The organism is Methylobacterium gossipiicola (genome assembly GCF_900113485.1).
Lineage (GTDB): Bacteria > Pseudomonadota > Alphaproteobacteria > Rhizobiales > Beijerinckiaceae > Methylobacterium > Methylobacterium gossipiicola.
Genome location: NZ_FOPM01000040.1, coordinates 1 through 20,007 on the forward strand (window position 1 = coordinate 1; position 20,007 = coordinate 20,007).

Genomic DNA, 20,007 nt, shown 5'->3' on the forward strand with positions numbered 1-20,007 from the left:
CAGGTGAACCAGCTCGCCTCCGACGCCGGCTTCAACGGCCTCAACCTGCTCGCCGGCGACAACCTGAAGCTCTCCTTCAACGAGAAGGGCAGCTCCTCGCTCAACGTCACCGGCACGGCGATCACCGCGGCGAACCTCGGCCTCAGCGCCGTGGGCACCACCGACTTCCAGGAGAACGGTGCCATCGCCAAGGTCATGACCGCCATCTCCTCGGCCTCGTCGCAGCTGAAGGCCCAGGCCTCGTCGCTGGGCTCGAACCTCGCCGTGGTCCAGAACCGTCAGGACTTCACCAAGCAGATCATCAACGTCCTCGACACCGGTGCCGCGAACCTGACCAACGCCGACCTCAACGAGGAGGCCGCCAACTCCCAGGCCCTCTCGACCCGCAACTCCCTCGGCATCTCGGCCCTCGCCCTGGCGAACCAGGCCCAGCAGGGCGTGCTGCAGCTGCTGCGCTAAGGACGGGCGCCCCCGCCGGCGAAAGCGCCGGCGGGGGTACGCGAACGGTCCCGGGCCAGATCATCGCATCCGGCCCGGGATCGCCCCGCACGACGACGGAACACGACAAGGCCGGAGCGTTCGCGCTCCGGCCTTGTCGTGTTGGGGCCCCCTCCTCGCGGAAAGCTCACGCCTTCCGGGTGCCCAGGACGATCCGGGCGTCCGAACGCGGGAGGGGGGATGCCTCCTCCTGATTTTGGGTGGTCGCCTCGCCTTGCTGACGCGCGACGGACTCCCACTAAGAGGGAGCCCGCGCGCGTACGGACCGAACACGGGAGACCGGATCAAGCCTCCGCCCGGCCCACCGCCAGGAGGGCGAAGGCATAGATGAGGGCGACTTCCTCCAGGCGGTCGAAGCGGCCGGCGGCACCGCCGTGCCCGGCCTCCATGTTGATGCGCAGGAGCACCGGACCGCCGCCCGTCAGGGTGGCGCGCAGGCGCGCGACCCATTTCGCCGGTTCCCAGTAGGTCACGCGCGGGTCGGTGAGGCCGCCAAGCGCCAGGATCGCCGGATAGGCTTTCGCCGCGACGTTGTCGTAGGGCGAGTAGGACAGGATGGTCTCGAACGCCTCGCGGCTCTCGGCCGGGTTGCCCCATTCGGGCCATTCCGGTGGGGTGAGCGGCAGGCTGGCGTCCAGCATGGTGTTGAGCACGTCGACGAACGGCACGTCGGCCACGATCCCGGCGAACAGCTCGGGCGCGAGATTGGCCACCGCCCCCATGAGCATCCCGCCCGCCGAGCCACCATGGGCCACGATGTTGCCGCGGGCCGTGTAGCCCGCCGCGACGAGGGCCTCACCGCAGGCGACGAAATCCGAGAACGTGTTCGGCTTCTTCTCGCGCTTGCCGCCGAGATACCAGTTCCAGCCCTTCTCGGTGCCGCCGCGGACATGCGCGATGGCGTAGACGAAACCGCGATCGACGAGGGACAGGAGATTGGTGCGGAACGCCGCCGGCATCAGGGTGCCGTAGGAGCCGTAGCCGTAGAGCAGCAGGGGGGCCGACCCGTCCAGCGCGAGGTCGCGCCGGTGCAGGAGGGAGATCGGTACGGTCTCGCCGTCGGGCGCCGTGGCGAACAGGCGCCGGGTGACGTAATCCTCCGGGTTGTGCCCGCTCGGGATCGTCTGGCGCTTGCGCAGCTGCCGCGAGCGGGTGACGCAATCGTAATCGTAGGTCTCGGCCGGCGTCGTCATCGACGAGTAGGTGAAGCGGATCACCGCCGTCTCGAATTCGTGGCCGGGCTGGAGACCGAGGGAATAGGCCTCCTCGGCGAAGGCCACGACGTGCTCGCACCCCGTCATGTCGCGCACGACGATGCGGGGCCGGGCGTTCTCGATCTCGAGGCGCACGATGTGCTCGGCGATGACGTGGAGATGGCGGATCATCACCCCGGCCCGGTGCGGAACCACGTCGCTCCAGTGCTCGATGCCGGACGCCTCGACCCGCGCCGTGACGATCTTGAAGTCCACCGCCCCGCCGGCATTGGTGAGGATGAACAGGTGGGAGGCCCAGTTCTCGACGGAATAGATGAGTTGCGGCGTGCGCGGCTGCACCACCCGCAGGGGCGCATCGGCGACGCTTCGGTCGAGGAGATGAACCTCCGAGGTCTCATGGTCGCTCGCCGTGACCGTGAGGTAATCGCCCGACTGGGTGGTGTCGATGTGGACGAAGAAGCCGGAATCCGCCTCCTCGTAGATCAGCCGGTCCTCGGCCTGCGGGGTGCCGAGGCGGTGGAGCATGACCCGGGCCGGGCGATGGTTCTCGTCGAGCGCCACGTAGTGGAAGGCGCTGCCGTCCTTCATCCACACCACCTCGCCGGTGGTCGCCTCGATGCGGTCGGGACCGTCGAGACCGGTGGCGAGGTCGCGCACCCGGATGGTGTGGAGTTCCGAGCCGTTGGTGTCGGCGCTCCAGGCGAGTTGGGTGTGATCGTCGGAGTGTACCGCCGCCGCGATCTCGAAGAAGGCGAGGCCCGCGCCCTCGTGATCGCCGTCGAGGAGGATCACCTCGCCTTCTTCCGGCCCGCCCTCCGTGGCGGTCTCGGCACCCTGCCCCGGAATCACCACCACGGTGCGCGGACGGCGGCAGACGAGGGGGTGCTGCCCGCCGTCGCGGTGACGGGTGTAGTAGGCGAACGGCCCGTCGGGCTCGGGCACGCTGCCGTCATCCTCGCGGATGCGCCCGCGCATCTCGGCCACCAGGGTCTTGCGCAAGGCGGCGACGGGCGCGAGGGCGGCCTCCGCGTAGGCGTTCTCGGCCCGAAGATAAGTGCCGATGTCCTCCGGAAGGGCGGCCGGGTCCTTGAGGACGGCGCGCCAGTTCTCGGCCTTCAGCCAGGCGTAATCGTCGGTGATCGTCCGGTCATGCACGGTGAAGACATGGGGGCGTGCCTCGGCCACGGGGGGCGATGACGGAACCGTGATGGGACGACGCGCGAATACCATGGCGAAACTCCTCCAATGGGGTGGCCCGGAACGGGAGAGCATGGTTCGCAGGGCCGGATCGCGGTCGTGACCATCCGGATGCGACCGGCCCGTCGCCTAGCCGTGTGTCGCCCCATGTGCCGGGCCGGTGTGGGGGCTGGCAAGGGGGCGGTGCGGCGGCGCTTCCTACGGAAGAGTCCGAAAAGTACACAATCGTACACTGTGGCGATTTGTATTGTGAATCGAATGAAATGCCCTGGGCGGCGTGAATGAATGATCGTTCAATCCAGTTTCGTAAAACAGGATCGTGACGACTGGCTTGTTTCGGACCGTTGAAATGACTATCGGTTGTCATATCTGACAGCGTAAGGTGACGCTGTAGATTGCCCATCCGCCAGAGGGGCTGCATCGGCAATGTAATCGTCCATCGGCACGCGGCGGCTGGGGGGGCGAGACCGGAAGGACTTTCACTGTCCGTTCGGATTCGGTTCAGTCAAGGAAATCATGTGACTATGAGTGAGATTGAGACTTCGGTGGATTACGTCGAGCTGACGGTCGACATCGTTTCCGCCTACGTGAGCAACAATCCGGTCCCGCCGGCGGAGCTGGCCCAGCTCATCGCCCGGGTCCATGCGTCGCTGGCGCAGATCGGGACCGGTCAGGGCGAGCCCAAGGCCCCGACAGCGCCGCAGCAGCCGGCGGTGCCCGTCAAGAAATCCGTGACCGCCGACCACATCATCTGCCTGGAGGATGGCCGCGTCTTCAAATCGTTGAAGCGCCACCTGCGGGCGAAGTACGACATGAGCCCCGAGCAGTATCGGGCGAAGTGGGGCCTGCCGCCCGAATACCCGATGGTGGCGCCGAATTACGCCAAGGCTCGCTCCGATCTCGCCAAAGCCATCGGCCTTGGCCAGACCCGCAACGGAAACTACGACGAAGCGGCCTGACGGTTCGGTTTCCTCGCGCGTTGCCCCGCCGCATCGCGCGAGGAAACCCCTTGCTTTAGGAACTTTATCCTTTACCATGGGTTGCAGGGCGATGGAATCGCCTTTCGTGCTTATGGAACAAATCATGAACAAAAACCGATCCACGGCCAGCGTCTCGCGGCGGGCCGACCGGGCCGCCGGTCTCGCCCCGATCCTGGGGCGGGAGGCCCGGCGGCTTCTGACGGCCCTGGCCGAGGACGGGGCCTACGCCCTGCCGGATACCTTGTCGGAGGACGAGGCGGGATGGGTCGTGCGGATCGGCGGCGGCGGGGTGTCCCTCGGCGCCGGACGGTTCCCGAAGGCGGCCGGCGCGGAATTGCTGGCGGCCGACCTCGCCGAACGGGCGGCGGGCCGCAACGCCCGCCTCACCCTGAGCCCGGCGGGCCGGGCCCGCCTGCGGCGCGAGCGGGCGGGGGCGCAGGCGCCGTATCTCGCCCAGCACCTCGACCTCGTCGGCGAGGGCCGCCCCGAACGCCCCCTGCGCGACGCCGCCGAGAGCCCCCTCGCGTGGATGGCCCGGCGGCGGGACCGGGACGGCGTGCCGCTCATCGATGCCGCCTGCTACGAGGCCGGCGAGCGCCTGCGCCGCGACCTGACCCAGGCGGTGATGATGCCGCGTATGGGAACGGATTGGAGCGGGACGAAGGTCGACGGGTCGGGACCGCGCGATCCGTCGAGCGCGTCGGACAGCATGATCGCCGCACGCCAGCGCGTGCGCGCGGCTCTCACGGCCGTGGGCAGCGACCTATCCGGCCTGCTCCTCGACCTCTGCGGCTTCCTGAAGGGCCTGGAACGGATCGAGGCGGAACGGCGCTGGCCGGCGCGCTCGGCCAAGGTGGTGGCCCGCATCGCGCTCGCGCGTCTCGCCGAGCATTACGGCCTCGAACGCGAGGCCGTGGGGCCGGATCGGGGCCGGATGCGCCTGTGGCGGGAGGCCACGGGAGGGCGCTGACGCCGTCGGCTCCGGTTGGTCAGGCGGCTCTCAAGCGCGCGGCATCGCGATGAATGCGCTCGGCCATGGCCCGCACGCCGTTGGATCGCTTCGAGGTGAGATGGGCGCCGAGGCCGATCTCCCGAAAGACCGCGAACACGTCGACGTCGGCGATCTCCTCCGGCGTCTTGCCGTCGTGCAGGGCCATCACCAGGGCGATCAGGCCCTTGGTGACGGTGGAATCGCTGGTGCCGCGCAGGTTCAGGCGGGGCGGGGCCTGCGTGGTGTCCATGCGGGACTCGACCCAGACCTGGCTCTCGCAGCCATGCACCCGGTTGTCCTCCGTGAGCAGCGCCTCCGGAAACGGCGGCAGGGCGCGGCCGAGTTCGATGAGATACTCGATCTGGTCCGGCCCCTCGTCCAGGATTCCGAAATTCTCGATGATGGTCGCGATGGGGGGCAGCATGGACGGGTCGGCCTCGTGGCTCCGGCGGGACTGGCCTCGATATAGGCTCAGCGCCGAGGGATACGACCCTCTTCCGGCGGATGGACCAGCACTTCCGGCAACTGCAAGGTGAGGGGCTCGGCGCGGGTGCCGAGGCCGTGGGCGGCGATCTCGGCCTGGGCGGCGTAGGCGGCGATGAGGCGGGGGCCGAGATTGGGAACCTCGACCTTCCCGGCCGGGACGGCCCCGCCTTCGTTGCCGGAGACCACGGACAGCCGCACGGGGGCGCCCGCCGCCGCATCGATGGTGATGGCGATGGTGCAGGCCACGCTCTCGGCCGTGGTGTCGAGGCATTCGGACACCACCTCGGCGACGATCATCCCCAGGGCGTTGGCCGTGCGCGGCTCGACGAGACTCGTGCCGGTGCCCCCGATGGTGACGCCGATGCGGCCGGCCCGGCGCAGCTGGCCGAGGCCCGAGGCGAGGCGATGGAGATAATCCCGCAGGTCGATGGAGGCGATGTGGGGCGCCTCGTGCAAGTGCTGCTGCACCAACGCGATGGCCCGCACCCGCTGGCCCAGGGCCTCGAAGCTGCCGCGACAGGGGGCGGGGGCGGCGCGGCCATAGAGGCCGATGAGGCTCACCATCACCTGCAGGTTGTTCCGCACGCGGTGGTAGACTTCCGCCAGCAGCGCCTCTTTCTCGACGAGGGCGCGCTCGGACTGCTCCCGGGCCTCGCGACGGTCGGTGATGTCGACGCAGGTGCCGACATAGCCGAGGAATTCGCCGTCGCTGTGCACGGGCTTGGCGCTGTCGAGGAGCCAGCGATAGGCGCCGTCGTGGCGACGCAGGCGGAACTCCCCGGTGAAGACGGTGCGGGCGGCCGAGGCCGACTCGAATGCGGCCGCGTGGACGGCGGCATCGTCCGGGTGCGATCCCCGGTGCCAGCCCGTGCGCTCCTCGGCCTGCGAGCGGCCCGTATAGGCGAGCCAAGCCTCGTTGTGATGGACGGCCCGGCCCTGCGCGTCGGTGCGCCACATCATCAAGGGTACGAAATCCGCGAACCGGCGGAATTCGTCGTCCGCCATGGCCGGCCCCGGGCCGGCCTCGGTCAACGGAGTGTCCGCGGACATGCTGCTCTCGATCTACCCATGACTGGTTGGCCACATGCTCCAGACGCCGGACAACGTGTCGTGTCCTGCCCCGTTCCCATGCCGCCCGATGGTTCGGATCCGTTTATCCCAGGTTTCACAGCATGCTGGGGAGGATGCGGTCCGGCGGGCGGTGGCCGTCCATGAAGCTCTTGATGTTGATGATCACCTTCTCGCCCATGTCGATGCGGCTCTCGTGGGTGGCCGAGCCCATATGGGGCAGCAGCACCACCTTGCCGGAGCGGGCGAGCTTGACGAGGCGGGGGCTCACCGCCGGCTCCTGCTCGAACACGTCCAGGCCGGCGCCCGCGACGTCGCCCGCCTCGATGAGCCGGGCCAGGGCGTTCTCGTCGATGATCTCGCCGCGCGCCGTGTTCACCACCACGGCCTCGGGCTTCAGCAGCTTGAGGCGGCGGGCCGAAAGAAGATGATAGGTCGCCGGGGTGTGCGGGCAGTTCACCGACACGATGTCGACGCGCGCCAGCATCTGGTCGAGGGATTCCCAGTACGTGGCGTCGAGGTCGCGCTCGATGGCAACCGGCGCCCGGCGGCGGTTGTGATAGTGGATCTGGAGACCGAACGCCTTGGCGCGGCGGGCCAGCGCCTGACCGATGCGGCCCATGCCGACGATGCCGAGGCGCTTACCGGTGATCCGGCGCCCGAGCATCCAGGTCGGCGACCAGCCGGAATCCCAAGCGTCGTCCGGGATGATCCGCGCGCCCTCGGTGACCCGGCGGGCCACCGCCAGGATCAGCGCCATGGTCATATCGGCGGTGTCCTCCGTCAGCACGCCGGGCGTGTTGGTGACGGTGATGCCCCGCTCCAGGGCCTCGGCGACGTCGATGTGATCGACGCCGTTGCCGAAATTCGCGATGAGGCCGAGATTCGGACCGGCTTCGGCCAGGAGGGACGCGTCGATCTCGTCGGTCACCGTCGGCACCAGCACCTCGGCTTCCGCCAGGGCGGCGGCGAGGTCGTCGCGGGTCATGGGCGTGTCGTCGACGTTGGCGCGAACCTCGAAGAGCTCGCGCATGCGCGCCTCCACCACCTCGGGCAGGCGGCGCGTGACCACGACCAGCGGCTTGCGCTTGAGCGACTGCATGCACCCTCCTTGACGCGAACGATTCCCGACGCGGCTCCGGCCCGAGGTGTTCGGGGGCCGACGCACCGCTTCGCGGACCGGCGTCGTGGCTTACCGCGCGTTAACCACGCCTGGGCCAGACATGAATTCAAGACACGAACGTCGGGACGGGGCGATCGACCCGGCGACGATCCTCGCCCCAGCCCTCGGGCCTCTCTACCAGAGAGGGGCCGGAACACAATGCGCGCCAGGACGTCCGGCACGCCGGGACCGGACCCGTCGCGCGGCCAAGGACACCGGACGATGGCCCTCGCCAAATTCTCCCTCGCCACCGTGCTGCTCGCCGTCGCCGCGGGCTCCGCCCTCGTGGCCCCCGCCTCGGCGGCACCGCCGCCGCCCACCCCGGGGGCGTCCGTCGGCTCGAAGACCGGGCTGCCCCTGCCGCGCTACGCCAGCCTGAAGACCGACCGCGTCAACCTGCGCGAGGGGCCGTCGAAGGATCACCGCACCCTCTGGGTGTTCCAGCGCGCCGGCCTGCCCGTGGAGATCATCGGCGAGTTCGAGACGTGGCGCCGCATCCGCGACGCGGAGGGCACGGAGGGCTGGGTGCTGCACTCCCTGCTCTCGGGCCGGCGCACCGCCATCGTCATCGCGTCGAAGACCAACGGCAAGGGCGAGGGCAAGGGCGAGGGCAAGCCCGACACCACCCTGTATGCGCGGGCCGACGAGACGTCGGGCGAGCAGGCCCGCCTCCAGGCCGGCGTCATCGGCAACGTGAAGAGCTGCACCGGCACCTGGTGCCGGATCATCGTCGCCCTGCCGCAGAAGGGCGGCGACGTCGACGGCTACGTCCGCCAGGAACGGCTGTGGGGCGTCTATCCCGACGAGAAGGTGGATTGAGACGGTCGACGCCCGCGCGGCGCTCGATCACCGCCGAACTCCGTCCTTCCGACGGAATCGGACGGCGTTCGGATGAGCCGGGCGGCACGGCCTCCCGATAGGCCGCCGAACACGAAAAAGGCCCGGTCGCCCGGGCCTTTTTCGTGTGTGCGAAACGGTGAAGAGCCGAACCTGTCAGCCCTTGCGCGCGGGCGCTCCCCGGCGGCGCAGGCGGACGATCACTTCGACGCCGGCGATCTCCATGCCCTCGGGCGCGTCGGGCAGTGAATCGACGGTGATGCCGCAATCCGGCATGTCGAGGACCTGTCCCTCGTCTTCGAGGAAGAAATGGTGGTGTTCCGTCGGGTTGGTGTCGAAATAGGCTTTCGACCCGTCGAGGGCGAGCTGGCGCAGCAGGCCGGCTTCGGTGAACTGGTGCAGGGTGTTGTAGACCGTGGCGAGGGAAACCGGCACCTTCGCGCGCATGGCCTCGTCGTACAGCATTTCCGCCGTGAGGTGGCGGTCGCCGCGCCCGAACAGGAGCCAGCCGAGGGACAGGCGCTGGCGCGTCGGGCGCAGGCCGGCCCGACGCAGGCGGTCACGCAGGTCGGAAAGCGGACAACCCCGGCGACCGGCATCGGCCGTGGTGCCGGCGGTCCGTGCGTTCAGCGCAGCCGGGAACGGCGGCAGGGTCGGAATCGCAGTGGCTGACATATCATCCAAGCTTCGGTCTTCGCGACCACGTTTATACGGAACCGATCCGTCTGCCGCAAGCGCAGGCCCAGCTGGGTGGATCATGGGGACCAACTGGTGGACGCGGGACAACCGTTCGCGCGACGGCCGGGACGTGAATCCGCCCCGGCCGTCGCAACCGGATCGGCGCGGCGCCTTTGAGGCATCGAGACCCTGTGTTAACGAACCGTCGCTTTCCGCCGAAGCGGGCGCCCCGCGCAGCCGCCGTGCCACGCGGCGCCCCACCCCGAGGACCGATCCGCTCATCATGTCTTCTGCTCCCGAATCCACCGCACCCGCCGGCACCCCGGCCCCCGCCCGGGCGACGCAGTACTCCTACGAGGAGCTGCTGGCCTGTGGACGTGGCGAGCTGTTCGGAGCCGGAAACGCGCAGCTGCCGCTCCCGCCGATGCTGATGTTCGATCGCATCGTCTCCATCGGCACGGAGGGCGGCGCCCACGGCAAGGGCCACGTCCTGGCGGAATTCGACATCCGGCCGGACCTCTGGTTCTTCGGCTGCCACTTCAAGAACGATCCGGTGATGCCCGGCTGCCTCGGCCTCGATGCCCTGTGGCAGCTCGTGGGCTTCCACCTCGGCTGGCTGGGCGCCCCCGGTCGCGGCCGGGCGCTGGGCGTCGGCGAGGTGAAGTTCACCGATCAGGTGCTGCCGACCGTGACCAAGGTGGTCTATGGCATCGACATCAAGCGGGTCCGCCTCGGCAAGCTCGTGCTCGGCATCGCCGATGGCTGGCTCGAAGCCGACGGAACCCGCATCTACGAGGCCAAGGACCTTCGCGTCGCCCTGTTCCAGGCGCAGCCCTCGGCCGCCGCCTGAACGCGAGGCGGTTGAGATCGGCGGCGCATCGCCTTAACTGACGCGTCACAGGGTGCCGTCCGAAGCACCGGCGGCGGAGAAGAAGCGGTCCATGCGGCGTGTCGTGATCACCGGGATGGGCATCGTCTCGTCCATCGGCAACAACACCGACGAGGTGCTGGCCTCGTTACGCGAGGCCAGATCTGGCATCGCGCGCTCGGACTCCTATGCCGAGCACGGGTTCCGCAGTCAGGTCGAGGGCAGGCCGACCCTCGACGCAGAAGGCGTCGTCGACCGGCGCGCCATGCGCTTCCACGGCGGCGGCACCGCCTGGAATCACGTCGCCATGGATCAGGCGATCAAGCAGTCCGGGCTCGAAGCCAGCGACATCTCCAACGACCGCACCGGCATCATCATGGGCTCGGGCGGCCCGTCCACGCGGGTAATCGTCGAATCCGCCGCCATCGCGCGGGAGAAGGGCCCGAAGCGCGTCGGCCCGTTCGCCGTGCCCAAAGCCATGTCCTCCACCGCCTCGGCGACGCTGGCGACGTGGTTCAAGATCAAGGGCGTGAACTATTCCATCGCGTCGGCCTGCGCGACCTCGAACCACTGCATCGGCAACGCCGCCGAGATCATCCAGGGCGGCCGCCAGGACATCATCTTCGCCGGCGGCTGCGAGGATCTCGACTGGACCCTGTCGGTGCTGTTCGACGCCATGGGCGCCATGTCGTCGAAGTACAACGACACCCCGGCCCGCGCGTCCCGCGCCTACGACGCCAACCGCGACGGCTTCGTCATCGCGGGCGGGGCCGGCGTGCTGGTGCTGGAGGAATACGAGCACGCTAAGGCGCGCGGCGCCACGATCTATGGCGAGATCGCCGGCTACGGCGCCACCTCCGACGGCCACGACATGGTCGCTCCCTCGGGCGAGGGCGCCGTGCGCTGCATGCGGCAGGCCATCGGCGGCCTGAAAGGTGCGCCCATCGACTACATCAACCCGCACGCCACCTCGACGCCGGTGGGCGACGACAAGGAAATCGAGGCGATCCGCGAGGTGTTCGGGCGCGGCGAGGCCTGTCCGCCCATCGCGGCCACGAAGTCCCTCACCGGCCATTCGCTCGGCGCCACGGGCGTGCAGGAGGCGATCTATTCGCTCCTCATGATGAACAACGACTTCATCTGCGAGAGCGCGCATATCGACGAGATCGACCCGGCTTTCGCCGACATGCCCATCCTTCGGGCTCGCCGGGACGGGGCCAAGCTCGGCCACGTCCTGTCGAACTCCTTCGGCTTCGGCGGCACCAACGCCACCCTGGTCCTGAAGAACGTCGACGCCTGAGGCCACCTCCGCGCCGGGCGGTGCGCGCGCCGCCCGGTACGCCTGCCCGAATCGGTGTGCTATGCCGCCCCTCGGGCGGGACGCGATCCCGTGGCGGACGGCCCCACGCGGGGTTAGCGGAACGAGACGAGCGTGCGTGACATCCTGACCGCGCTGGCGGGCGTCCTCGTCCTCCTCCTCGTCGCGGCCCTCGCGGTTCCGCCCTTCGTGGCGTGGGATGCGCAGCGCAGCCTCATCGACGGCGCCCTGTCCCGCTCGCTGGGTCTGCCGGCCCGCAGCGAAGGCCGCATCGACCTCCGGCTCCTGCCCTCGCCACGCCTGCGCTTCGACCGCCTGCATCTTGGGGAATCGCCGGCCCGGCCCGGCCTCGACCTGCATTTCGTGAAGGCCGAGGTGGCGCTCACGCCCCTGATCAAGGGCGAGGTGCGGTTCACCGAGGCCCGGATCGGGCGGGCGGAGCTGCGCCTGCCCGTCACCGAGGGCGAGGCGATCCGGGTGCCCGCCGACCTCGCGGCCGGGCTCGACGGGCGCGACCTCGCCATCGACGACCTGCAGGTCCGTCAGTTCCTCGTCACCACCCAGGTGCCGGCCACGGGCCGCACCGATCAATTCTATGCCGAAGCCGTGCGGCTCTCGGCACCCCGCCTCACCGGCCCGTGGCGGGTCGAGGGCACGAGCCGGGGCGTCGGGTTCCGCCTGAGCACGGGTGAGGCGACCCCGGAGGGCATGCTCCCCGTCAAGCTGAGCGCCGGCGGCGACACCCAGCCCTACGGCGAGATCGACGCCAAGCTGTCCCTGGCGCCGGCTCCGTCCGGGACGGCCGGGCCGGGCGAGCGCGCGGTGATCCCGGAGGCCGAGGGCACGGCCCGCTTCGTCGTCGGTCCGCCGACCCAGGCGGCGGGCGCCTACCTGCCGGTCCAGCTCGGCGGCGCCTTCACGGCCCGGGGCACCACGGCCCTATTCACCGCCCTCGACCTCGACGTCGATCCCGGCGGCCGCGCGCTACGCCTGTCGGGGACCGGCCGGGTCGACCTCCGCAACGGCCGCGCAGCCCTCGCCCTCGGCGCCCGCCGCCTCGACCTCGACGCCTTCCTGCTCTCGGCCGGCGGCCAAGCCCTCCTGTCGCGCGGATTCCCCAAGGCCGGGGCCGGCCTGCCCCTGAGCGTCGAAGCCGATCTCACCATCGAGGCTCTGTCCCTGGGCCTCGACGATTGGCAGAACCTGACGCTGGCCGGGACTTTCGAGCGCTCGGGCGGCGTCCTGCTGAAGCGGTTCTCCGCCGTCGCCCCCGGCGGCGCGACCCTGAGCGCGTCGGGCGAGATCGACCGGGAGCCGGCCCCCCGCTTCACCGGGCGGATCGGTCTCGACGCCCCCGCCTCGGAAGGGTTCGGACGCTATCTCCGCAAGCTCGGCGTCGAGGGACCGGGGGTCGCCCTCCTCGACGGACGGGCCGTCCGGGCCGAAGCCGACCTCTCGGCCGAGCCCCTGTCCGTCTCCCTGCGCAACCTGCGCCTCGATCTCGGGACCGCCCGCGTCACCGGCAATGCCCGCTACCGGGCGCCGGAGGCGGGGGCGCGGGGCCGCGTCGATGCGCAACTCGCCGCGCAGGGCCTCGACATCGCCGCGCTCCCCTCGTTCAGCGGGGCCCTCGCGGAGCTTCAGGGTCACGATTTCGGCCTCGTGCTCCAGGCCCGCGACGTGCGGTACGGGGCGACGGGCTCGGGCAACGGCACCATCGCGGCGAGCATCCAGTCGAACGGGGCGAGCCTCGCCATCGACAGCCTCGACGTCACGGATCTGGCGGGGGCGCGGGCCAGCCTGTCCGGGCGGATCGACGCCGACGGGGCCGGGCGCATCGCCGGACGGATCGCCGCGCCCGTGGCGGCCCCCCTCCTCGCCCTCCTCGACCGGGTGTGGGTGGCCGAAGCGCGCCTGATCCCGCGGGGCCTGCGCGACGGCGCCCTCGATCTCGCCGTCACCCTGGAACGCGACGCGGGCGCGGCCGACACCCTGCGGACCACGGCCAAGGGCGGGGCGGCGGGCGGCAGCCTCGACCTCGACCTCGTGAGCCGGGGCGGGCGGATCGGGCGCCTCGACCTCACCCTGGCGGCCCCTTCCGCCGCCACCTGGTTCGGCCGCGCCGACTTCCCGGGGCTCGCCAAGCCCGGCCGCCTGCACCTGACGGGCACCCGCGTCACCGAGGGCGAGACGGATGGCTTTTCCCTCGCGGTGACCGGCACGGTGGCCGACCTCACCCTCTCCACCGCTCAGCCCCTCCTCCTCGGGGCCGAGCCCGGCCCGCCACGTGGGGGCGAACTGCGCCTCGGCAGTCCGGACCTCGCTCCGTTCCTGCGCCTCGCCGGCACTGCCCCCTTGCGCCTGCCGATACCGGCCGACCTCACCGTCGGCCTGTCGCGGGAGGGCGACGAGGCCCGTCTGGCCCTCTCCGGACGCCTCGCCGGCACCGCCGTGTCGGGCGAGGTCGGTATCGCCCCCGAGGGCGAGATCACCGGGCGCGTCGGCCTCGGACGCCTGTCGGTGCCGGCCCTGGCCGCCGCCCTGGTGCTGCCGCGGGAGGGGGACGCCGACACGGCGTTCGCGCGGTTCGCCGCTCCGCCCGCTCCGCGCCCGCCCATCGCCCTCGATCTGACGGCCGACGGCCTCGACCTCGGGCGCGGCCTCGTCGCCACGGGGGCGCGCGTCAAGGCGCGTCTCGACGACGGCGCCCTGAGCCTCACCGACCTCGCCGGCACCCTGGCGGGCGGACGGCTCACCGGATCGGCCACCCTGTCGCGCCAGGGCACCGCCGCGGCCGTCGCCGGAGAAGGCGCCTTGACCGACGCGACGCTGGCCGGCCTCGTCGGCACCGGCCCGGTCTCGGGGCGCCTCTCCGCGAGCCTGCGCTTCGGCACCTCGGGCGAGACCCCCACGGCGCTGGTGAACAACCTCGGTGGCAGCGGCAGCCTCACCCTGGCGGACCTCACCCTGCCGGGCGCCGATCCGGCGGGCCTGTCCCGCGCCCTCGACCGGGCGCTCGCCGAGGACGATCCCCTGCGCGAGGGCCGGTTGCAGGCCCTGGTGGCGGAGGAACTCGGCGCTGGCCCACTCCACGCGCCCGGCTCCGTCACCACGCCCGTGAGCCTCGTCGGCGGAACGCTGCGCACCGGCCCCGTGCGGTTCGACCTCGGGGGCGCGCAATGGACCGGGACCCTCGGCCTCGACCTGCGCGGCGACCGCCTCGACGCACGCGGCACCCTGACGGCGGCGACCGCGCCGAAAGCCTGGACCGGCGCGCCGCCCGCGATCCAGCTCGGCTTCACCGGGCCGGTGGCGAATCCCGAGCGGCAGATCGATGCCGGGCCGTCCACCACCGGCCTCGCCGCCCTGGTCCTCCAGCGCGAGTTGGAGAGCATCGAAGCCCTGGAGGCCGACCAGACCGAGCGTCAGCGCCGCCGCGCCCGGATCGAGATGGACAAGGCCCGCGCCGCCGCCGAGAAGGCGCTGGCCGACAAGGCTCAGTTGGAGAAGGCCCAGGCGGAGAAGGTCCAAGCCGAGGAAGCCGCCCGTCAGGCCCGGCTCAAGGCCGCCGCCGAGGCCGCGCGTCAGGCCCGCGCCCGCGAGGCCGAGGAGGCCAGCCGCGCCCGCGAAGCCGAACAGCCGGTCCGCCCTCCGGGACCGGACGCCGCGCCGCCCGCCGCTCAACCCTGACGCGGCGGCCCGGCCTGCGGACGGGTCCAGGTCATCACCAGGAGCATGGTCACCACGAGTTCGAGGGAGGTCGACTTGCTCGCGAAGCCCGTCGAGGTGGCGTTGAGGGCCAGGCAGAGGCCGAGCGCCGCCTTGCCCTGCCAGGGCACCAGCAGGCCGATGCGGATCAGGAACAGTCCGAGGCCGAGGAACAGGATCGAACTCACGAAGATCCCGCTCGTGAGCAGGAAGGCGACGACGAAGCTCTCGAGGCCGAGTTCGAGGCCCTCCCGCACCTGGAGGGCCGCCAGGGTCTCGGGGGCGGGGCCGATGAACAGCTCACCCCACGAGAACTCGCGGAACAGCGACAGCATCCGCACCCGGGTCTCGGCGCTGCCGGAATCGTCGAGGAACCGGTCGACGAACAGCATCACGTAGGTGCTGTCGCTCACGAACCAGACGGTGATGGCCGCGACGGGACACAGCAGGGCGATCCACAGGAGGCTCGACAGGGCAAAGCGCCGCCCCGCCAGGATGAGCCCCCCTTGCGCCGCGAGCCACAGACCCGCCGCCAGGGTGAGCGCCACCGCCGCCGTGCGCCCGCCGAAGGCCGGCAGGGCCGCGAGCTGCAGGAGGAAAGCCGGCAGCGTCCAGCGGGCCGGCAGGGCGCCGCGCAAGCCCGTGAGCAGCAGCAGGGCATAGATCGCCGTGACCCCGGCATTCTCCAGGGGGTGGCCGAGAAGCGCCGTCGAGCGCCAGTCGTATTCCACGAGAACGTCGCCGATGTAGAACGGTACGAGGCGCCATCGCAGGAGGGATTCGAGGCTGCCGATGACGGCGTTCACCGCCATGAAGCCGTGGATGAGCCAGCCCAGGCGGTGCAGGTTGCGGGCATCGGTACGGGCGAGGAGGATGGCGGCGAAGGCCGGGGCCATCAGGGTGTCGATGATGAACGTCACCGGCCGCCCGAGCACCAGGGGCACGTACAGCATGTAGAAGGCGAGGCACCCGACATAGATCAGCGACAGGCGGTGATCCCGCAGGAGGAGGCCGAGGGTCCGCTCCGGCCCGTCCTCGATCACGAGGAGCGCGAAGGCGGCGAGCAGCAGCAGGATGCCGGGGTGGAATTTCTCGAACGGCAGGCCGCCCGACGTCTCGTAGTGGTAGCCGAGGGTGGCGAGCAGCATCGACGAGACGGAGAACGTCAACGCCACGGACAGCGTCGTCAAGGCGATGCGCAGCCTGCGCACCCCGGTGCGATCGGCTGCGCGGCGTGCGGCGTGCAAGGCCAGTCCCGTCTCCAAGGCCCCCTCCGGATCACAGGGGCGCATCATCGCCGGGCCGGCTTAAGCGTTCGTTCTCTCGCGAACCCCGTTCGATTCCTTCGGGATCGAGGATTTGCCGTCGCAGTGGATGCCGGTCCGGCTTCGCTGTCCCGCTCGACAGGCGCCGCGCGCTGTGGCTTCGTGGCGCGGCGGGGAGGGACGGCCATGGCCTACCGGTGCGATCTCGGCGGCGAGCGGTACGTCTTCGCCGATCTCCGCCACGTGATGGCGGCGGCCTCGCCCCGGCGTTCGGGCGACGAACTCGCGGGCCTCGCGGCCACGAGCGACGCCCAGCGCGTCGCCGCCCGGCGCGTCCTGGCCGACCTGCCGCTCACCGTGTTCCTCAACGAAGCCCTGGTGCCCTACGAGACCGACGAGGTCACCCGCCTCATCCTCGACGGCCACGACGCGGCGGCCTTCGCGGCGGTCGCGCACCTGACGGTGGGCGGATTTCGCGACTGGCTCCTGTCGCGTGCGGCGACGACCGAAACCCTCGCCGCCCTGGCGCCGGGCCTGACGCCCGAGATGGCGGCGGCGGTCTCGAAGCTCATGCGGGCGCAGGATCTCATCGTGGTGGCGCGCAAGTGCCGGGTGGAGACGGCGTTCCGCACCACCCTCGGCCTGCCCGGCCGCCTCGGCACCCGACTGCAGCCGAACCACCCCACGGACGATGCGCGCGGCATCGCGGCCTCCGTCCTCGACGGTCTGCTCTATGGGGTGGGCGACGCCTGTATCGGGGTGAATCCGGCCACCGACAGCGTCGAGAACGCCCGCGCCCTCATGGTCATGCTCGACGAGTTGCGCCAGCTCTACGACATCCCGGCCCAGACCTGCGTGCTCACCCACGTGACCAACGCCCTCGCCATCCTGGAGCGGGGCGCGCCCGTGGACCTCGTGTTTCAATCGGTCGCCGGGACGGAGGCGGCCAACCGCGGCTTCGGCGTCGATCTCGCGGTGCTGAAAGAGGCCCACGACGCCGCGCGGGGCCTCAAGCGCGGAACGGTGGGCGACCACTGCATGTATTTCGAGACCGGCCAGGGCGCGGCCCTCTCGGCCGATGCCCATCACGGCGTCGATCAGCAGACCGTGGAGGCCCGCGCCTACGCCGTCGCCCGCGCCTTCCGGCCGCTTCTCGTCAACACCGTGGTGGGCTTCATCGGGCCGGAATACCTCTACGACGGCAAGCAGATCGCCCGCGCCGGCCTGGAGGATCATTTCTGCGGCAAGCTCCTCGGCCTGCCGATGGGCTGCGACGTCTGCTACACCAACCACGCGGAAGCCGATCAGGACGACATGGACGGGCTGATGACCCTCCTGACCGTGGCGGGCTGCAACTTCCTCATCGCCGTGCCCGGCGCCGACGACATCATGCTCAACTACCAGAGCCTGTCGTTCCACGACGTGCTGACCCTGCGCGGCACCCTCGGGGTCCGCGCCGCCCCCGAATTCGAGGCGTGGCTCGCGCGGATGGGCCTCGCGACGCCGGAGGGCGGCATCCGCGAACTCGAACCGCGGCATCCGAGCCTCACCCGCCTGTTCGCCTCCACGGGGCGGGTGGCATGAGCGACGACGCTCCCCCCCCCGGCGCGGTGAGCGGCGAAACGATTCCCGCCGCGACCGACCCCTGGGCACGCCTGCGGGCGACGACCTCCGCCCGGATCGGCCTCGGCCGCAGCGGCGACGCCATGCCCCTCGGGGCGGTGCTGGATTTTCAGCTCGACCACGCGCGGGCCCGCGACGCCGTCCACACCGCCCTCGACACGGCGGACCTCGAAGCGGCCCTTGCGCCCCGGCCGGTGGTGCGGGTCCGCAGCGCCGCGCCCGACCGCGCCACCTACCTGCGGCGGCCCGATCTCGGCCGGGTGCTCGCCGACGGGATCACGCTCGACGCCATCCCCGGCGGCATCGATCTCGTCTTCGTGGTGGGGGACGGCCTGTCGGCCGGGGCGGTGCAGAGCCAAGCCGCTCCGCTGATCCACGCCTGTCTCGATCGCCTCGCGGATCTGTCCGTCGCCCCCATCGTGGTGGCGACCCAGGCCCGCGTGGCCCTGGGCGATCCCATCGGGGCGGCCCTCGGCGCCCGGCTCTGCGCCGTGGTGCTGGGCGAGCGCCCCGGTCTCAGCGTCGCCGAAAGCCTCGGGATCTACCTCACCCACGATCCGCAGCCCGGCCGGCGCGATGCGGAGCGTAACTGCATCTCCAACATCCACGCCCGTGGCCTCAGCCTCGACCGCGCCGCCGACACCCTGGCCTGGCTCGCCCGCGAGGCCCTGCGGCGCGGGGTGACGGGCGTTCACCTCAAGGAAAACCTCGGCCAAGTCAGTCTCGGGCGGGAGGATCTCGGGAAGGCAAGTCTCGAACAGGCAAGTCTCGAACAGACAAGTCTCGGCCCGGAAAGGCTCGACGGCGAGGCGCGTCCCGCCCTCTCGCCCGCGCCGGAGCCGTGAGTCGGGGAACCCCGTCTCGTTTTGGAACTTGAATAAGGCCGATCGTCCCGAGGGGCGGTCGTTGCACCAAGTCACCTGAGGGGGTGATTTGCCTGAGAGTTGGCTGCCATCATGCCCATGATCCGAACCATTCCCTTCGTCCTCCTCCTCGCCGCCCCCGCCCTGTCCTGGGGGCTGCCCGCGACGGCACAACCGGCCGCGGGACTCGATCGTCCGATCCTCGTCCACGGCAATTATTGTGGACCGGGCAACAACGCCCCGCTGCCGCCCATCGATGCCCTCGACGCCGCCTGCGCCCGGCACGACGCCTGCACACCCACGGGCAGCCTGCCGTCGAAGGCCTGCAACCTGCGCCTCGAACGTGAAGCCTCGGCCATCGCCCGCGATCCGCGCCAAACCCCGGATCTCCGCGCCATGGCGGGCCTGATCTCGACCAGCATCGCCATGCTGCCGACGCCGAACCCCGTTCGCCCCGTGACGCTGCGGCACGGCGGTTCGGCGGCCACCCCGCAATTCGGGGATGCCGAGGACTGAGACGTCGTCGGTTCGATCGCCGCGATGGCGGGATAGGCCAAGCCCGCGCGGCGCCCGAGGACAGCCGAACGCCGCCCGTCCGAAGGGATCGAACCGCGTTCGTGTGATGCGAGCGATCCCGAACACGCGAAAGGCCGGAGCGCGAACGCTCCGGCCTTGTCGTGTTCCGTCGTCGTGCGGGGCGATCCCGGGCCGGATGCGATGATCCGGCCCGGGACCGTTCGCGTATCCCCGCCGGCGCTTTCGCCGGCGGGAGACTCGTCCTTAGCGCAGCAGCTGCAGCACGCCCTGCTGGGCCTGGTTCGCCAGGGCGAGGGCCGAGATGCCGAGGGAGTTGCGGGTCGAGAGGGCCTGGGAGTTGGCGGCCTCCTCGTTGAGGTCGGCGTTGGTCAGGTTCGCAGCACCGGTGTCGAGGACGTTGATGATCTGCTTGGTGAAGTCCTGACGGTTCTGGACCACGGCGAGGTTCGAGCCCAGCGACGAGGCCTGGGCCTTCAGCTGCGACGAAGCCGAGGAGATGGCGGTCATGACCTTGGCGATGGCACCGTTCTCCTGGAAGTCGGTGGTGCCCACGGCGCTGAGGCCGAGGTTCGCCGCGGTGATCGCCGTGCCGGTGACGTTGAGCGAGGAGCTGCCCTTCTCGTTGAAGGAGAGCTTCAGGTTGTCGCCGGCGAGGAGGTTGAGGCCGTTGAAGCCGGCGTCGGAGGCGAGCTGGTTCACCTGGGTCAGGAGGTT

17 protein-coding genes are annotated in these 20,007 nt (G+C 70.9%); 10 read left to right on the forward strand and 7 right to left on the reverse strand.

All coding sequences use genetic code 11. The annotated features are described in order from the left end of the window. Positions 1-459, forward strand: a 459-nt coding sequence (locus tag BM249_RS20090) for a flagellin (RefSeq protein WP_280142694.1), incomplete at its 5' end; no start/stop codon positions are given. A gap of 323 nt (positions 460-782) precedes the next feature. Here BM249_RS20090 and BM249_RS20095 read toward each other — a convergent pair. Continuing rightward, entirely contained in the window at positions 783-2,942 is a 2,160-nt protein-coding gene (locus BM249_RS20095) for a S9 family peptidase (protein ID WP_091975314.1), read from the reverse strand. A 491-nt stretch (positions 2,943-3,433) separates the two neighbouring features. On the opposite strand from BM249_RS20095, the gene BM249_RS20100 reads away from it, so the two are divergent. Further along, a complete protein-coding gene (locus tag BM249_RS20100) occupies positions 3,434-3,868 on the forward strand; it encodes a Ros/MucR family transcriptional regulator (protein WP_091975316.1) in 435 nt (144 codons plus the stop codon). 124 nt (positions 3,869-3,992) lie between these two features. Further along, complete coding sequence (locus BM249_RS20105) at positions 3,993-4,859, forward strand: DUF6456 domain-containing protein (RefSeq protein ID WP_244528882.1); 867 nt, start codon at positions 3,993-3,995, stop codon at positions 4,857-4,859. A 19-nt stretch (positions 4,860-4,878) separates the two neighbouring features. Here the strand turns inward: BM249_RS20105 and BM249_RS20110 are convergent, their stop codons facing one another. The 3 genes from BM249_RS20110 to BM249_RS20120 all read right to left on the reverse strand — a co-directional run bounded on the left by BM249_RS20110 (position 4,879) and on the right by BM249_RS20120 (position 7,536). Continuing rightward, positions 4,879-5,304, reverse strand: a complete 426-nt coding sequence (locus BM249_RS20110) for a SufE family protein (RefSeq protein WP_091975317.1) — start codon at positions 5,302-5,304, stop codon at positions 4,879-4,881. Between the two features lie 47 nt (positions 5,305-5,351). Further along, the gene (locus BM249_RS20115; RefSeq protein WP_091975319.1) at positions 5,352-6,416 is read right to left on the reverse strand and encodes a sensor histidine kinase; all 1,065 of its coding nucleotides are present in this window, start codon (positions 6,414-6,416) and stop codon (positions 5,352-5,354) included. 115 nt (positions 6,417-6,531) lie between these two features. Continuing rightward, the gene (locus BM249_RS20120; protein ID WP_091975321.1) at positions 6,532-7,536 is read right to left on the reverse strand and encodes a 2-hydroxyacid dehydrogenase; all 1,005 of its coding nucleotides are present in this window, start codon (positions 7,534-7,536) and stop codon (positions 6,532-6,534) included. A gap of 282 nt (positions 7,537-7,818) precedes the next feature. On the opposite strand from BM249_RS20120, the gene BM249_RS20125 reads away from it, so the two are divergent. Continuing rightward, entirely contained in the window at positions 7,819-8,415 is a 597-nt protein-coding gene (locus BM249_RS20125) for an SH3 domain-containing protein (protein WP_091975323.1), read from the forward strand. 174 nt (positions 8,416-8,589) lie between these two features. Here BM249_RS20125 and irr read toward each other — a convergent pair whose 3' ends face one another. Then, the gene (irr, locus tag BM249_RS20130; RefSeq protein WP_244528883.1) at positions 8,590-9,108 is read right to left on the reverse strand and encodes a Fur family transcriptional regulator Irr; all 519 of its coding nucleotides are present in this window, start codon (positions 9,106-9,108) and stop codon (positions 8,590-8,592) included. 286 nt (positions 9,109-9,394) lie between these two features. Between irr and fabA the strand changes: the two genes are divergently transcribed. The 3 genes from fabA to BM249_RS20145 all read left to right on the forward strand — a co-directional run bounded on the left by fabA (position 9,395) and on the right by BM249_RS20145 (position 14,987). After that, entirely contained in the window at positions 9,395-9,961 is a 567-nt protein-coding gene (gene fabA, locus BM249_RS20135; protein WP_091975325.1) for a 3-hydroxyacyl-[acyl-carrier-protein] dehydratase FabA, read from the forward strand. A 91-nt stretch (positions 9,962-10,052) separates the two neighbouring features. After that, positions 10,053-11,279 (forward strand): beta-ketoacyl-ACP synthase I, encoded by a 1,227-nt coding sequence (fabB, locus tag BM249_RS20140; protein WP_091975327.1) that lies wholly within the window; start codon positions 10,053-10,055, stop codon positions 11,277-11,279. Between the two features lie 132 nt (positions 11,280-11,411). Then, positions 11,412-14,987, forward strand: a complete 3,576-nt coding sequence (locus tag BM249_RS20145) for an AsmA family protein (protein WP_091975329.1) — start codon at positions 11,412-11,414, stop codon at positions 14,985-14,987. On the opposite strand, the gene BM249_RS20150 is transcribed toward BM249_RS20145, so the two are convergent. Then, on the reverse strand, positions 14,978-16,270 hold the full coding sequence (locus tag BM249_RS20150) for a VpsF family polysaccharide biosynthesis protein (protein ID WP_143103818.1): 1,293 nt from the start codon (positions 16,268-16,270) through the stop codon (positions 14,978-14,980). The genes BM249_RS20145 and BM249_RS20150 overlap by 10 nt on opposite strands. Before the next feature lie 186 nt (positions 16,271-16,456). Here BM249_RS20150 and BM249_RS20155 point away from each other — a divergent pair, with 186 nt between their 5' ends. From BM249_RS20155 to BM249_RS20165, 3 genes are all read left to right on the forward strand, one after another. After that, entirely contained in the window at positions 16,457-17,854 is a 1,398-nt protein-coding gene (locus BM249_RS20155; RefSeq protein WP_091975332.1) for an ethanolamine ammonia-lyase subunit EutB, read from the forward strand. Then, positions 17,851-18,738, forward strand: coding sequence for an ethanolamine ammonia-lyase subunit EutC (eutC, locus tag BM249_RS20160; RefSeq protein ID WP_091975334.1), 888 nt, complete (start codon positions 17,851-17,853; stop codon positions 18,736-18,738). Before BM249_RS20155 ends, eutC begins: the two co-directional genes overlap by 4 nt. A 111-nt stretch (positions 18,739-18,849) precedes the next feature. After that, positions 18,850-19,272, forward strand: a complete 423-nt coding sequence (locus tag BM249_RS20165; RefSeq protein ID WP_425284857.1) for a phospholipase A2 family protein — start codon at positions 18,850-18,852, stop codon at positions 19,270-19,272. A 264-nt stretch (positions 19,273-19,536) separates the two neighbouring features. Here the strand turns inward: BM249_RS20165 and BM249_RS20170 are convergent. Then, positions 19,537-20,007: flagellin (locus BM249_RS20170; RefSeq protein ID WP_280142695.1), on the reverse strand; the 471-nt coding region annotated here is incomplete at its 5' end.

Excerpts from the sequence above, each read along its gene's own strand:
- BM249_RS20095 (WP_091975314.1), bottom strand. The coding sequence starts at position 2,942 with ATGGTATTCGCGCGTCGTCCCATCACGGTTCCGTCATCGCCCCCCGTG.
- BM249_RS20100 (WP_091975316.1), top strand. The coding sequence starts at position 3,434 with ATGAGTGAGATTGAGACTTCGGTGGATTACGTCGAGCTGACGGTCGAC.
- BM249_RS20105 (WP_244528882.1), top strand. The coding sequence starts at position 3,993 with ATGAACAAAAACCGATCCACGGCCAGCGTCTCGCGGCGGGCCGACCGG.
- BM249_RS20110 (WP_091975317.1), bottom strand. The coding sequence starts at position 5,304 with ATGCTGCCCCCCATCGCGACCATCATCGAGAATTTCGGAATCCTGGAC.
- BM249_RS20115 (WP_091975319.1), bottom strand. The coding sequence starts at position 6,416 with ATGTCCGCGGACACTCCGTTGACCGAGGCCGGCCCGGGGCCGGCCATG.
- BM249_RS20120 (WP_091975321.1), bottom strand. The coding sequence starts at position 7,536 with ATGCAGTCGCTCAAGCGCAAGCCGCTGGTCGTGGTCACGCGCCGCCTG.
- BM249_RS20125 (WP_091975323.1), top strand. The coding sequence starts at position 7,819 with ATGGCCCTCGCCAAATTCTCCCTCGCCACCGTGCTGCTCGCCGTCGCC.
- irr (WP_244528883.1), bottom strand. The coding sequence starts at position 9,108 with ATGTCAGCCACTGCGATTCCGACCCTGCCGCCGTTCCCGGCTGCGCTG.
- fabA (WP_091975325.1), top strand. The coding sequence starts at position 9,395 with ATGTCTTCTGCTCCCGAATCCACCGCACCCGCCGGCACCCCGGCCCCC.
- fabB (WP_091975327.1), top strand. The coding sequence starts at position 10,053 with ATGCGGCGTGTCGTGATCACCGGGATGGGCATCGTCTCGTCCATCGGC.
- BM249_RS20155 (WP_091975332.1), top strand. The coding sequence starts at position 16,457 with ATGGCCTACCGGTGCGATCTCGGCGGCGAGCGGTACGTCTTCGCCGAT.
- eutC (WP_091975334.1), top strand. The coding sequence starts at position 17,851 with ATGAGCGACGACGCTCCCCCCCCCGGCGCGGTGAGCGGCGAAACGATT.
- BM249_RS20165 (WP_425284857.1), top strand. The coding sequence starts at position 18,850 with ATGCCCATGATCCGAACCATTCCCTTCGTCCTCCTCCTCGCCGCCCCC.